The 13,476-nt window shown below is 70.0% G+C and carries 9 protein-coding genes and 3 pseudogenes; 6 read left to right on the top strand and 6 right to left on the bottom strand.

What is annotated here, in order from left to right:
• Positions 1 to 145: 145 nt before the first annotated feature.
• Entirely contained in the window at positions 146 to 487 is a 342-nt protein-coding gene (locus ABZ861_RS20180) for a hypothetical protein (protein ID WP_361631915.1), read from the bottom strand.
• Between the two features lie 78 nt (positions 488 to 565).
• Positions 566 to 1,231, bottom strand: a pseudogene (locus tag ABZ861_RS20175) (transcriptional regulator); the annotation flags it as partial.
• Between the two features lie 336 nt (positions 1,232 to 1,567).
• Between ABZ861_RS20175 and ABZ861_RS20170 the strand changes: the two are divergent.
• On the top strand, positions 1,568 to 2,494 hold the full coding sequence (locus ABZ861_RS20170; protein WP_361631913.1) for a CDP-diacylglycerol diphosphatase: 927 nt from the start codon (positions 1,568 to 1,570) through the stop codon (positions 2,492 to 2,494).
• Between the two features lie 76 nt (positions 2,495 to 2,570).
• Here ABZ861_RS20170 and ABZ861_RS20165 read toward each other — a convergent pair whose 3' ends face one another.
• Entirely contained in the window at positions 2,571 to 4,391 is a 1,821-nt protein-coding gene (locus tag ABZ861_RS20165) for a ricin-type beta-trefoil lectin domain protein (RefSeq protein WP_361631911.1), read from the bottom strand.
• A 713-nt stretch (positions 4,392 to 5,104) separates the two neighbouring features.
• Here ABZ861_RS20165 and ABZ861_RS20160 point away from each other — a divergent pair.
• Positions 5,105 to 6,214 carry a lectin gene (locus ABZ861_RS20160; protein ID WP_361632183.1) on the top strand — a complete coding sequence of 370 codons (1,110 nt, stop codon included), beginning with the start codon at positions 5,105 to 5,107 and terminating at the stop codon, positions 6,212 to 6,214.
• Between the two features lie 115 nt (positions 6,215 to 6,329).
• Here ABZ861_RS20160 and ABZ861_RS20155 read toward each other — a convergent pair.
• A pseudogene (locus tag ABZ861_RS20155) lies at positions 6,330 to 6,698 on the bottom strand (hypothetical protein); the annotation flags it as partial.
• Positions 6,699 to 6,962: 264 nt separating this feature from the next.
• Between ABZ861_RS20155 and ABZ861_RS20150 the strand changes: the two are divergent.
• Together ABZ861_RS20150 and ABZ861_RS20145 are read left to right on the top strand one after the other, a co-directional pair.
• Complete coding sequence (locus tag ABZ861_RS20150; RefSeq protein WP_361631909.1) at positions 6,963 to 7,442, top strand: hypothetical protein; 480 nt, start codon at positions 6,963 to 6,965, stop codon at positions 7,440 to 7,442.
• Positions 7,443 to 7,576: 134 nt separating this feature from the next.
• A pseudogene (locus tag ABZ861_RS20145) lies at positions 7,577 to 7,735 on the top strand (Rrf2 family transcriptional regulator); the annotation flags it as partial.
• A 58-nt stretch (positions 7,736 to 7,793) separates the two neighbouring features.
• Here ABZ861_RS20145 and ABZ861_RS20140 read toward each other — a convergent pair.
• Positions 7,794 to 8,537, bottom strand: a complete 744-nt coding sequence (locus ABZ861_RS20140; protein ID WP_361631907.1) for an SDR family oxidoreductase — start codon at positions 8,535 to 8,537, stop codon at positions 7,794 to 7,796.
• 386 nt (positions 8,538 to 8,923) lie between these two features.
• On the opposite strand from ABZ861_RS20140, the gene ABZ861_RS20135 reads away from it, so the two are divergent.
• The gene (locus tag ABZ861_RS20135) at positions 8,924 to 10,159 is read left to right on the top strand and encodes a glycoside hydrolase family 3 N-terminal domain-containing protein (protein ID WP_361631905.1); all 1,236 of its coding nucleotides are present in this window, start codon (positions 8,924 to 8,926) and stop codon (positions 10,157 to 10,159) included.
• A gap of 219 nt (positions 10,160 to 10,378) precedes the next feature.
• Positions 10,379 to 12,016 (top strand): AMP-binding protein, encoded by a 1,638-nt coding sequence (locus ABZ861_RS20130; RefSeq protein WP_361631903.1) that lies wholly within the window; start codon positions 10,379 to 10,381, stop codon positions 12,014 to 12,016.
• A gap of 66 nt (positions 12,017 to 12,082) precedes the next feature.
• Here the strand turns inward: ABZ861_RS20130 and ABZ861_RS20125 are convergent, their stop codons facing one another.
• Positions 12,083 to 13,315 (bottom strand): cytochrome P450, encoded by a 1,233-nt coding sequence (locus ABZ861_RS20125; RefSeq protein ID WP_361631901.1) that lies wholly within the window; start codon positions 13,313 to 13,315, stop codon positions 12,083 to 12,085.
• Between the last annotated feature and the right edge of the window lie 161 nt (positions 13,316 to 13,476).

The raw sequence follows: 13,476 nt of genomic DNA, 5'->3' as shown, positions 1-13,476 counted from the left end.
CAGTGCTTATATAAGCACTGTTACTCTCGGGGGCGCTGCGGCTGGCGGGGAGGGCCCGAAGGCTCACCGTGTCGTCGTCGCCCGTGCTGGCGAGCGGGTCGGCGCACTCCGAGGTGCAGGCAGGCTCGCAAGAGGCGCCGCGCGGTCACACGTGACTGAGGATCACCAGGAGTGCCATGCACTCGGCAAGCCCCTGGGCGACGAGCGCCGCCTGTCGCGCCCGCACAGCAGGCGCGGCCAACGCGACGACGAATGCCAGTGATCCGATGCCGAGACTCCACTCGAAAAGCCACGCCGGGAGACCGTGGACGCACTGCTCCCCGTACATCAGGCACTCCGAGCCTCGCTCAGTGGCCAGGATGAGCACACCAGAGGCCAGTGCCGCGGGCACGAACAGGAGAGCCGCGAGGGTGGACCGCAACCGGGTTCGGTCCCGGTTCCGCGTCGCTGGCGTCGGGACCGTGGCCGGGGAAGTCGATGCGTTCATGCGTCCATCCAACCGGGCCCCCTCCGCGCCGCGTAGCCGCGCGGGTACTCAGCTTCATAGGCGCGCGTACTCAGGGACGACCAGGTGACGGCGTCTGCATTCGTCGTCGGTGAGCGGCCGCGCCCAGTCGTACGCCTCCTCGAACAGCTTCTCCCCCGGGCCGCGCACGTGGAAGCGCGGCAACTCCTTGAGCAGCGGGTGCCCGTCGGGGGCCTCGCACGGCGCGCAGTCCACCGGGTCCTTGCCGAGGGAGCCGGGGTTGTGCTCGGAGTGCCGCTTGCCGTGGGCGTCGGGCTCCGAGACGCGGGTCGCCGGGTGCAGCGCGGTCATCAGCTCCAGGCCGGTCACGGCGGTGGAGCCGCGCGGTGTCATCACCCGGGACGCGTACACCCCGAGGACGCGGGCGAGGGCCGCCGGGGGGAGCTGACCGGTCTCGCCCCAGTGCCGGGCGTCCAGCGCGTGCCACGAGGGGACGCACAGTTGCACACAGGCTCGCTCCGAGCCGGTGGCCGGGCGGTAGATCCGCGCCCACGGCCCGAAGCCGCGCTTGGTCAGCTTCCACTCCGCGCGGACCAGTTGCTTGATGACTTTGTGGCCCTCCGGCAGGCGTCCGGCGAGCTTCTCCTCCTCCGAGAGCGTCGCCGGGAGGCCGTAGCGCTCCAAGGCGGCCTCGGTCAGCACGAGCAGCGGATCGGCGTCCTTGCCCGGCCCGGACAGCTTCGGCTGACCGAGCTTCGCCTCCTTGCCGTACGCAGCCGCTTGCGCTCCTCCGCGGACGGCAGCGCGGCCCGAGACGCGACCAGCGCGTCGACCGCGTCGAACAACTCGGACATGGGCACCTCCTGGCCCGCACCCTATCTCCCGAGCCGTACAGACAGCGTACGTTCACCGTACGGATGACGTACGACGGCTCATCCCGACGGCCCGTCGACTGACTCTTCTCACGGCGTCACGCATCACGCTCACCCATTCGGTTCCTGGGCAGTGCCCTCCTCGCCGCCTAATCTGTGAGCGGATCCGCGAAAGACGGATACGACGGATACACGGATACGCAGCGGTCGCCACCATCGGAGAGCACGCATGAATGACCACAGGAATGCGCACGAGGTCCCTCGGCGTCAATTCGTCGCGCTCTCCGGGGTGGTGGGGGCGTCCGCGCTCCTGGCCGGGACGGCGGCGGCGGGGACGGCGGTCGCGGCGGTCCGCCCGGAGTCCGGGGAGCGCCTGCCCGAGCTGTGTCCCCTCCCTCCCAGACCAGGTCACAGCCCCTGTCCCCCGGCTCATCTCCAGTCCCTCTGCGGCAGCCCCGCCGACAACGATCCGCTGTGGAACGACGTGCGGTACTGCACCACGGGCGTGGTCCCGCCGCCGCCCCAGGGCAAGCCCGAGTGCCTGAAGACGACCGCGAATTACGTCGTGCTGCACGGCAAGCCCGAGAACACGCACAATTACCTCTTGTCCCCCAGTTGCCGGATCACGGGCATCGAATGCCCGTTTCTCGAGACCCCCGGTGTGGAGAACTACTGGGACGACGCGTGGGACAACGCGAGGAGCGGGGGAAGCGTCCCCGTGCACTACGACAACATCGGACTGGGGATCAACTCGCAGGGCGCCCGGCGCCTCGACCAGTTGCACATTCACATGGCCGGTGTCCGGCCGAGCACGCAACGGCGGCTCCAGGAACTCGACTCCATGGGCCGTATGGCCACCCAGCCAGCCGACTGGGCCAAACCGGCCAACCAGGCGGCCATCACGGGCCGCTCGGGTTCGGCGGAGCGCACGCGCACGTACCGGATCCTCAAGCTGCGGGATCTCAGGCAGAACCTCTTCACGCTGCTGTATCAGAACGTGGTGAGACCGGCCGGGCTCGCCATGGCCGACCAGACGCTGATCGTGGTCCCGAAGATGACCAGCGCCGGATTCGCCGGGCGGTTCTACGTCCTCAACAGCGACCCCTCGCTCCACAACGGCACGAGCACATGCGACTTCCTGCTGGTGTACGCCTGACGCCGGTGGAGGGCCGGGAGCGTCCGGACCGCGCCCCGGCGTCTGCCGGAGCGCGGTCCTGCGGCCGGACGACTTCTCAGGAAGGCAACGCCCACTGCTGCGCGGCGGTGCCGTTGCAGTCGAAGAGCTGGAGCCGCGTGCCCCAGTCGGCGGACGAGTTCGGGACGTCCAGGCACTTGCCTGACTGCGGATTCCGCAGCGCCCCGTTGCTCTGCGGCTGCCAGACCTGCGCTCCGGTGCCGTTGCAGGTCCACAACTGGATCGCGGTGCCGTCGGCGGTGCCGCCCGACGCCGCGTCCAGGCACTTCCCCAGCGCCCGCACGGTCTGGCCCGTGGCGTCGACTTTCCACTGCTGCGCCGGAGTGCCGTTGCACTTCCATAGCTGGACGGCGGCGCCGTCGGCGCTGGAGGCGTCGCGCACGTCCATGCACTGCCACCCGGAGCCGAGGACCGGGCCGGAACCGCTGTTCGACAGGGTGATGTCCACGGTGTGGCTGCCCGTCAGTCGCGGCGAGACGCCGTAGTCGACCGAAGCCGTTCCGTCAACGGCGAAGGAGCTGATCGTGTTCCCCGCGCCGTGCAGTCTGACGGTGAGGGTGGCGCCTCGGTAGGCGACGTTCGACAAGGTGGCGTCTCCCCACCCGGAGGGCAGCGTCGGCCTGAACTCCAGGCCGTCGGAGGTGAAGGTCATGCCGAAGACGTCATGGTCGATCATGTGGAGGTAGGCGCTGGCGGACCAGGTCTGGTCCGGTGCCGCACTCCAGTGTCCGCCGGTCTGCCACCCGCCGTCGACCGCGCCCGTGAGCGCGTTGTAGATCTCGGCGAACTGTCCCCAGGACGTGGCCAGGGCGGCGAGATTCTCGATCTCGGACGTGAGGCGGCCGGTGTCGCCGATGCTGCCGGCGGCGTCGGTCCAGAAGCCCTGCACCATGGGCCAGACGATGACGTTGTGCCGGCCCGGCCGCGCATCGCTGTAGCGGCTGAAGTTCGGGTAGACGTCGGTGATTCCATGGGGCTGCACATGCGCGGTGCGCAGGACGGACTGAGCCTGCAAGGGCGACGCGATCCCGAAGAGCACGGCGAAGGAGAGTCCGGCGCCTTCCTCGGACTGGTCGAGCGACCCCGCCGCCTGGCCGTCGCCGTTGTGCAGGAAGTAGCCGTACGTGCCCTTCGCCGCAATCCAGAAACGCTGGTTGATCTGCTGCTTGAGCGCGTCGGCCTTGGAGTTCAGCCCGGCGGCCTCCGCGGCGGGACGGCCCAACGCCTGGGCCATCAGCGCACTGCTGCGATACGCCTCGTAGTAGAGGCTGTTGGTGCTGAGGGTCATCATGGTGTCGGTGGCGCTGTAGCTGCCGACGAAGGAGCCCTTGCTCTCCGTGCTGTCGGCCGGCGGGGCGGGGTATCCGGCGATGCCGTCGTTGAAGAAGGCCGGCCCTTGGAACAGGCCGTAGGCCGAGTTGAAGTTCTTGCTCTGCCTGAGATCCAGGGTGTTCGCGGCGGTCTGGTAGGCGTTGGCGAGAAAGGTCTTGTCGCCCGTGACGAGGTAGTGGTTCCACGCGGAGGTCATCCAGACGACCTGGTCCCACCACTGGTTGTCCTGCACCAGCACGAGTTGTCCGTCGGCCTGTCGCGTCACCACCGACCACAGGGTGTTGGCGGCGACTTGGGGATCCAGCGCACTCGCGGCGTTCCAGGTGTTGACGGAGGCGTCCCGCGTCCACGGCTGGTCGTACCCGCCGCCCGCCTTGACGAAGGTCTGAGGGTCGGTCGTCATCAGGCCCGACTTGTTGTACACCGAAGGGTCGAATCGGACGGAATTGACGTCCAGCAGATTCTTCAGCGCCATCGCGTACGGATCACCGATCCGCGATTGCGTCGAGGCGTTGGAAAAGCTCACGGTCGGTCTTCCCGAGGCCGCGGACGCCGTATTGGCCGGTAAACCGACGAGAAGAGCCGCAGTCACCGCCGCGATGCCCGCCATGGACAGTGAGCGAGACCGCCGCGACAGGAAGTCCCGTCTCCGCAGGGCCCTTTGGACTTTCGCACGACGGAACGGGGGCACGCGCAGAAGACCGTTCACTGCACCCTCCTGATCAGCGATTTCCTTGACATCGTTGTCACATCACCAGCGAGCACACCGAACAGTGCTCTGCGTAAAAGGGTGCGGCCTGAACTCTTGAGGCGTGAGCGCGGTCAGTTCGTGACGCGACGAATCACCCGCGTAAGTTAGCCATTCCGCATAGGGCCGTCAAGCGGCCGGGCGCTGCTTCTCAGCCGCTCGGAGACCGACGGAGTCTGCGCGGCGGCGGCCCCGAACCCGGGGTGAGCGAGCACGTCACCGGTGCCTTGACGCCCTTGGTTTAGACCTTTAGATTGCGCTGAAGGCTCACCTGACGGCTCATCAGTCCCTTCTGGCCGTCCCCGTCACTTTGGGGCATGCGGCAGGACCCGCCCAGCCAGCACCACACCGCGCCCCGCCCGCAGGCGCCCCGCAGCCCCGCACCCCGCCCCGAGCCGCCACCCCCACGACGAGGAGCACCCATGGACAGAACGAGCATCGGACGGCTGCTGCCGTCCAGACGACTGCCGCTCAGAGCGCCGCACAGGCGGATCCGCATCGGGCGAGTGACGGTCGGGGCCCTGGTGGCCGCCCTCCTCGCCGCGTTCTTCACCGTCGCTCCGGCGCACGCGGCCGACGGCCAGATCAGCGGCCTGGCCGGCAAATGCGTCGACGTGGCAGGCGCGAACAGCGCCAGCGGCACCCCCGTACAGCTCTACGACTGCAACGGCACGAACGCCCAGCGCTGGTCCAACCCCGGCGACGGCACGCTGCGCGCCCTCGGAAAGTGCCTCGACGTGGTGGACCGGAGCACCGCCGACGGCGCCGCCGTCCAGCTCTGGGACTGCACGGGCGGCCCCAACCAGCAGTGGGTGGTGACCGGAGCGCACGACATCGTGAACCCCGCCGCTAACAAGTGCCTCGACGTCCGGGACAACAACTCGGCCAACGCCACCCGGCTCCAGATCTGGACGTGCACCGGCGGCGGCAACCAGAAGTGGAACGCGCCCGCGGCAGGAGGCGGGGGCGGCGGCAACCCCTCCGGATTCGTCGTCTCCGAGGCGCAGTTCAACCAGATGTTCCCCAACCGCAACGGTTTCTACACGTACAGCGGGCTGGTGCAGGCGCTGAGTTCGTACCCCGGCTTCGCCAACACCGGCAGTGACACCGTCAAGCGGCAGGAGGCGGCGGCCTTCCTCGCCAACGTCAGCCACGAGACGGGCGGGCTGGTCTACGTCGTCGAGCAGAACACGGCCAACTACTCCCACTACTGTGACTGGGGGCAGCCCTACGGCTGCCCGGCGGGTCAGTCCGCCTACTACGGTCGTGGGCCCCTCCAGTTGAGCTGGAACTTCAACTACAAGGCGGCCGGTGACGCCCTCGGCATCGACCTGCTCGACAACCCCTGGCTGGTGCAGAACGACGCGGCCGTTGCCTGGCGGACCGGCCTGTGGTTCTGGAACACCTCGACCGGGGCCGGCAGCATGACCTCGCACGACGCGATGGTGAACCAGGCCGGCTTCGGGCAGACGATCCGCACCATCAACGGTTCCCTGGAGTGCGACGGCCGCAACCCCGGCCAGGTGCAGAGCCGGGTGGACGCCTACCAGCGCTTCACGTCCATCCTGGGCGTGAGCGCCGGCGGCAACCTGTACTGCTGACCCGACGGAACACGAGCCCCGGGCGAGCCGGGCCGGGCGGACCACCGCCCGGCCCGCACCGTTCTCCTGACGGCGGCGCGGTGGGCGCATCACCGCCACGCCCCCGTCCGCCGGTTCAGATTGCGCCCCGGCTGCGTGTCGGCTCTGCGGGCGCCCGGCGGCCCACCCTGTGCGACGCGCGGCGCAGGACCGCCGCCTCTTCGGCGAGTTCGCGTCGGGAGACTCCGGCGGCCGCGACGCCGACCGACCCGTGGAAGGCGCCGGGGAAGAGGTGCGGCTCCACGCTGACACCGGCCCGGCGGCCTGGAGGGCGAGCGCGTAGGCGATCCCTCGTCCCGCAAGAGTCGAACTGCACGGCGGTGACGTACGCCGGTGGCAGGCCCCGTAGGTCCGTGGCGCGGGCGGGGGCGGGGGCGGCGACCCACGCCAGACCGGCGTAGCAGTCCTCCAGGGGGACGGGGAACGGATGCTCGGATGCGAGCCGGTAGTCGACGGCGTCGTGAGGGACGACCGACCGCTATAGGGCACCGACTGCCTGAGCGCAATCCCGTTTGCGCCAAGGGAACTTGGCTTGTTCTTGACTGAACCAAGAGGCGTGTGAGACGTCTTCCTACGCGAAGTCCGAACCGGACCGCTCGAACACCGCAGATCTTCTTCACCTTCCGCAACGCGCCCGGACAGACGCTTACTGCGTCCGGGAGACGCGCTGACTGACGACACCAACCGGATGAGACCGAGAAGAGGAAGCATGAGACGAAGACATGTGAGCCGCGGAGCGGCAAGCGCGGCCGCCGTCCTGGCCCTGGCAGCCGGAGCACTGGTCGCGGGTACGCCGACCGCCTCCGCATCGACCTGCGGAGGTCCCAGCGACTACCTGTGCGGTGCGGCGAAGAACCGCAGCGGCCGCACGATGAGCCTCACGCTGAACCTGGGTGCCGGCGGCGGCTACTGCGACGTCTGGAACTGGGGCGGCGGCACCTCGGAGAGCTTCAAGCACGCGCGGTGCGATCAGCAGACCTTCGGCAACGGGACGAAGGGCGGCAACGGCACGGGCGTGGACGTCGACGCCTTCACCTTCGCCGGCTACGGCTACCACGAGCGCTTCTCGCGCGTCGGCACCTGGCACTGGCGCCAGAAGGGCGTGTGGACGAAGGTCCGCGACGAGGAGATCGCCGACTGCGGGATCGGCGACGGCAACGAGATCTGGTGCACCGTTCTCTTGCAGTAAGGACAACGGCCAGAGGGGGCGGCGTCCCGCATGCACCGCCTCCTCTGAGCCGCCCTGGGCGTCACGAGGGCCCCAGCCCACGTGGAAGATCTCGGTGCCGTCGGGCTTGGTCACCGTGCTCATGGCTGATGGAGGCCGGTCTCGTCCACGCCAAGCGGGGCGCGGGCGCCGGGTGGACCCTGGCCCGGGGACCCGAGTCCACCACGCTGCGGGACGTCTACGCCGCGGTAGTGGGCGGCGGCAGCCTGTTCGCGCCGCACCGCCCCGCGCCCCACGACGCGTGCCCCGACTGACCGTCTCGCCGACTGGCCTGCCGTCCGTCTCGCCGACCGGCGGCCTGACCGACCGTCGTCACACCTGTCGCTGACCGCCGTCGACGAACAGTTCGACGCCGGTGACGAATGTGCTCTGATCGCTGGCGAGGAACAGCGCGGCGTCCGCGACCTCCTCCGGACGCCCCATGCGGCCCAGCGGGACCCCGCTCGCGAAACCCTCCTGCATCTCGGCGGCCGCCTCCGCGGTGGGCGCGAGGCCCGCGTTGCCGGGTGTGTCGATGGGGCCCGGCGCCAGCGTGTTGACGCGGATCGCGCGACCGCTCAGCTCGTTCGCCCACGTGCGCGAGAACGAGCGAATGGCGGCCTTGGAGGCGGCGTAGACGCCGAACGCCTCCTCACCTCGTGCCGTGGTCCCGGAGAGGATCACCGAGGCGCCGTCGTTCAGCAGCGGGAGCGCCTTCTGGACCGTGAAGACCGTGCCCCTGACGTTGGTGCCGAAGGTAGCGTCGAAGTGCTCCTCGGTCAGTCCTTCCAGGGTGGCGAACTCGCCGCCGCCGGCGTTGGCGAAGAGCACGTCGATGCGACGGCCGCTCGCCGTCACCGCCTCATACAGGCGGTCGATGTCGCCCGGAACCGCGATGTCCCCCTGGACCGCGGTGACGTTGCGGCCGATCTCCGCCACCGCCGCGTCGAGCGCCTCCTGGCGGCGGCCCGTGACGAAGACGTGCGCGCCTTCCTCGACGAACCGCTTGGCCGTGGCCAGGCCGATCCCACTGTTGCCGCCGGTGACGACGGCGGTCTTTCCTTCGAGCTTTCCCACCGGAGATCCTCCATGTTCACCGCAAGCGCGCCCGCGCCGCGGCCTGCCTTCCTTGTGCGCGCGTGCCAGGTCGCCGTGCCCTCGGGGCGGGCGGCGTCGCACCAGCGCGCTTGATGTAACAACTTACATTACATTAAGCCGCGACGCCTCGACGCGGGCGTGAGGCACCCGTGACGTCCGCCACCGCAGGAGGCGCCCCCGGGCACCGGGCGGGTCAGGCCGCGGTCGGCCCACTCGCCGGCCAGGTGGCCGGTCTCACGGAGCGCACGAGAGAATTGGGCCGAACGGATGTACGTTGAGTCGTACCGGCCGTGAAGCCGGCGCCGGCAGGCGTCTACGCCGCTGGACCGGGTCAGGCGCCGCACGGGCGACCGAAGGGGCTTTTCATGACATCGCAGCAGGCGCGCTCCCATGCCGCTAGAACGAAGCGGGCCCATTGGTCCGCGCCAGTGCTGGCGCTCGCGCTGGCGGCCGCGAGTCTGCAAGGTGCGAGCGCCGCGCACGCCGTGCACGCCGTGCACGGCGCTCCCGCGGCGGGCGCGTCGGCGCCGGGAACGCCGCACACAGCGACGACCTGTGCGGAAAGGGTCTACCGGGCGATGTCGGATCCGCAGCGCGTCGGCCAACTGTTCATGGGCGCCGTCAACGCCTCCACGCCGGACCAGAGGCGCATCCAGATCCTGCGCGATTACCACGTCGGGTCGGTCTTCCTGGCGGGGCGCAGCACGGCGGGTGTGAACCGCACCAAGAGCCTGGTCGACGGGCTTCAGGCGAAGGCCGACAGTGTGTCAGGGCGCCGTGTGGGTCTGCTGGTCTCCACCGATCAGGAGGGCGGCCAGGTGCAGGTGCTCTCCGGTCCCGGATTCTCCGCCATGCCGAGCGCCGTGCAGCAGGGGGCCTGGTCGCCCGCCGAGCTGCGCGGCCAGGCCGCCAAGTGGGCCGGGCAGCTCAAGTCGGCGGGACTGAACCTCAATCTCGCGCCTGTCGCCGACGTCGTCCCCGCGAGTCTGGGCCGTGCCAACGGGCCGATCGGTCGCTACGACCGCGAGTACGGGCATACGGCCGCCGCGGTGGCGCCTCACAGCGACGCCTTCGCAGCGGGATTCGCCCAGGCCAGGGTTCTCGCCACGCTCAAGCACTTCCCCGGGCTGGGCGCTGTGCGCGGCAACACCGACACCACGGCCGGCGTCGTGGACTCGGTGACGACGACGAGGAGTTCGAGCCTCGGTCCGTTCAGTTCGGGGATCAAGGCGGGGGCGCCGTTCGTCATGATCTCGCTGGCCACCTACACCAAGATCGACGCCAGGCGCCAGGCCGTCTTCTCCCCCACCGTGATCCAGCAACTGCTGCGCAAGAGCATGGGCTTCAAGGGAGTGGTGATCTCCGACGACCTCGGCAAGGCCGTGGCCGTCAAGGCCGTGCCGCCGGGAGACCGCGCCGTGAACTTCCTCGCCGCCGGCGGCGACCTCGCTCTGACCGTCGAGCCCGACCTCATCCCGGCCATGACCAAAGCCGTGGAGACCCGGATGGCGCAGAGCCCCGCCTTCCGCTCGCAGGTCGAGCAGAGCGTTCGCCGCGTCCTCGCCGCGAAGCGGCAAGCCGGTTTGATCACCTGCGGCTGATCGACTGAAGACGCCCACGTAAGCACTCTCCAGCGAGCCGGCGGTGATCTCCTGGAGTTCCAGGTACCAGTCGGTTCAGCCGACCGAGGACCCGCGACTGCGCTGTCGTATCCTCCCCGAGTGAGATACTTGAATGAGCAACCAAGTGAGACCCGGACGTCGCCACGAGACGGGCAGGCTCGGTTGCCGCTGACGCAACTACGGCCTCTCCAGGAGCAGATGCGCGCATGCCGCGCTGCGGGCGTCTGGCGGGACGAAGGGCCGCTGGCGGACCTGCGGAGGTGGACGGAGGAAACGCCGGATGCCGCCGCGGTCATCGCCTACCGGGCCGACACGGGCATGCGTCGGCTCACCTTCCGGGAACTCAGCGCCTACGTCGAGCGCTTCGCCGGTGCGCTGAGGGAGCTGGGAGTCGGGCCGGGGCAGGTCGTCGTGATGCAACTGCCCAACTGGTGGCAGGTGAGCGCGCTGCTCCTGGCCTGCGCACGCGTCGGAGCAGTCGTCGCACCTGTGATGATGAGCATCGGTCCCCGCGAACTGGAACGCGTCCTGGCCCGACTGGACGCCAGCGTGTGCGTCACGGTCGACCGACTGGCCGACGTGCGGTACGCCGATGAGGTGGCCGCGATGACGCCCCGGCTGCCGAGTCTGCGCCATCTTGTGGTGATGACCGAGAGCGAGGTCCCCGACGATGCGGTGGACTTCGGCCGCCACTTCGAGGAGACGCCTTGGGAACGACGGCCTGAGACCTTCGCGAAGGCGCCGCCCGAGGACCCCGACCGGGTGGCCGTGGTCCTTTTCACCTCCGGTACCTCCGGCGAGCCCAAAGGCGTGCTGCACACCTTCAACACGCTGTACGCCGGAGCCTCGGCGGTCGCCCACGAGGAGGAACTCGGCCCCGACGACCGGTTCTTCACCACCCAGGCGCTGACTCACATCTTCGGGTTGATGTACAACATCATGATCCCCCTGTTGATCGGCGGCGCCTCGGTGCTCTTCGACGCCTGGGATCCCGAGTACACGCTCGGCATCCTCGCCGAGAGCGAGACCACGGTCTTGGCAGGTGCGCCCCCGTTCGTCGCCGCGCTGACCGCCGCGGCACAGGCAGGGACCCGGCCGGCGCCCCCGCTGCGCATGGTGCTCAGCGGCGCCACCACGGTGCCAGGTCAACTGGTGGCCGGTGTCCCGCAGACGTGGGGCGTGCCCCTGCGCACTCTCTGGGGCATGACCGAGGTGCCCGGCCACACGTGGACTCGTCGTGACGACCCGCCGCTGTGGGGTTCCCACAGCGACGGCAGACCGGGAGCCGGACTGGAGATCGCCTTCCGCTCCGACACCGACGCACCGCCCACGGCCGAGCAGCCAGCCCGGCTCCTCGTCCGCGGCGGCGGCGTGTGTCTGGCGACCTTCGGCCGGGACAGCGGCCGCCTGAGAACGACGGCGGAGGCCGACGACGGCTGGTACGACACCGGTGACCTGGCCGTCCCGGACGGCCGCGGGGGCCTGCGCATTCTCGGCCGCGTCGCCGATCGCATCGGCGGTTCGTTCATGATCCCGATCAATGACGTCGAGACGGAGCTGCTCGCCCACCCCGATGTACGCGATGTCGCCCTCGTGGGCTACCTGGACGACCTTGGCGACGAACTCGCCTGCGCGGTCGTCGTGCCCGGCGCAGCCGCACCCACGCTCGCCGGCTTGCGGGAGTCCCTCACGGCCCGGGGCATGACCGAGTGGTACCAACCCCGTCGGCTCGAACTGGTGACGGAACTGCCCCGCAACGCCATCGGCAAGATCCGCAAAGACCTCCTCCGCTCCCAGCTCAGAGACGGCCGTCTGGAGAATCGCCTGACCAGGTGACGGACCGCGTCGGTGGTCCATGACAGCGTTCTCCGCCCCGCCGTCAGGCAGGCCCGACGACGTAGCTCACGGTCGCCGGACGCGGACGGGCAGTCGGAGGACGCTGTTGCCGACGAACCCGGAGTTTGGCGCGAGGTCCTCCTCGGGGACCGCGAGGTCCGTCTCGGGGAAGCGCTCGAACAGCCCGGCGAGTGCGAGAGCGGCCTCCATGCGAGCCAGCGGGGCGCCGATGCAGAAGTGGGCGCCGTGTCCGAACGACAGGTGGCGCCTGTCCTTGCGGAGCACGTCGAAACGGTCCGCGTCCGGTCCGTGGGCGGCGCGGTCGCGCCCGGCGGCGGAGTACCCGGCGAGCACCGGGACGCCGGCGGGGATGACGGCGCCTCCGAGGGCGACGTCGCGGGTGGTGTAACGGAAGGGGAAGTAGCTGACCGGGCTGTCCCAGCGCAGCGTCTCCTCGACGACGTCGGACCAGGTGGCTTTTCGCGCCTGCACGAGGGCGAGTTGGTCGCGATGGGCGCACAGCGCCCGTACGGCGTTGGTGATCAGGTTCAGCGTCGTCTCGTGCCCGGCGACGATGAGCAGCAGCATGGTTCCGATGAGTTCTTCGGGGCTGAGGCGATGGCCGTCCTCGTCCCGCACGGCGAGCAGCGCGGAAGTGAGGTCGTCCCCCGGCTGGGCGGCGCGGGCCGCGACGAGGTCGGCCAGCAGCGCGGCCATCTCGACGTTCGCGGAGTGGACCTGCGCGGGAGTCAGGTCGGTGGCCACCACCTCGTTCGACAGACGGTGGAGCCGCGTGGTGTGGGCGTCGTCGATGCCGAGCAGGCGGCACACCACGCTCATGGGCAGCGGCATCGCGAAGTGCCGGCGCAGGTCCGCGACTCCGTCAGCGGCCAGGGCGGCCTGCTCCAAGTCGCCGAGCAGACGGTCGACGGTCGTGGAGACGAAGGGGTGCAGGGCTGCGATGCGACGGCGGCTGAACGCCTCACCGACGAGCGTGCGCAGACGGCGGTGGTCGGCGCCGTCGGCGGTGGTCATGCCGGGCACGGTGGCGAACGTGGTCAGCGGCCAGCCGTCGGGGACGCGTCCTTCGCGCAGGGCGGTGAAGTGGCGGGGGTCCTTGGCGACGTCGGGGTGGCTGAGGAAGGTCTTCAGGGCGTGGTGGCCGAGGACGGCCGCGCCTTGCACGCCGCCCGGCAACTCGACGGGCGCCACGGCCCCTTGAGAGAGGAGGGCGGCGTTGCGGGCATGGGGACAGCCGCCCGCGGCGTCGAGACGGTGGAGGTGAGAGCTCGCAGTCAAGAAGGTCTCCTCATGGGTCAGGGCGACCGGCCGTCCGGAGAAAAGGGCCTCCCCCGGCGCTGGCTGCGCCGGGGCGGGCCCTCAACGGACTCGATGGGTCCGCGACGTCGTGGTCACGCGCGCGGAGCGAGGCTAGCGGAGCGCGATGGCCGACGGACAGC

Origin of the sequence: Streptomyces sp. NPDC046985 (genome assembly GCF_040644415.1) — a bacterium.
Classification (GTDB): domain Bacteria; phylum Actinomycetota; class Actinomycetes; order Streptomycetales; family Streptomycetaceae; genus Streptomyces.
Note: the sequence above shows the minus strand (reverse complement) of the source record. Positions and strands in the feature narration are given on the sequence as shown.

Excerpts from the sequence above, each read along its gene's own strand:
- ABZ861_RS20180 (WP_361631915.1), bottom strand. The coding sequence starts at position 487 with ATGAACGCATCGACTTCCCCGGCCACGGTCCCGACGCCAGCGACGCGG.
- ABZ861_RS20170 (WP_361631913.1), top strand. The coding sequence starts at position 1,568 with ATGAATGACCACAGGAATGCGCACGAGGTCCCTCGGCGTCAATTCGTC.
- ABZ861_RS20150 (WP_361631909.1), top strand. The coding sequence starts at position 6,963 with ATGAGACGAAGACATGTGAGCCGCGGAGCGGCAAGCGCGGCCGCCGTC.
- ABZ861_RS20135 (WP_361631905.1), top strand. The coding sequence starts at position 8,924 with ATGACATCGCAGCAGGCGCGCTCCCATGCCGCTAGAACGAAGCGGGCC.
- ABZ861_RS20130 (WP_361631903.1), top strand. The coding sequence starts at position 10,379 with ATGCGCGCATGCCGCGCTGCGGGCGTCTGGCGGGACGAAGGGCCGCTG.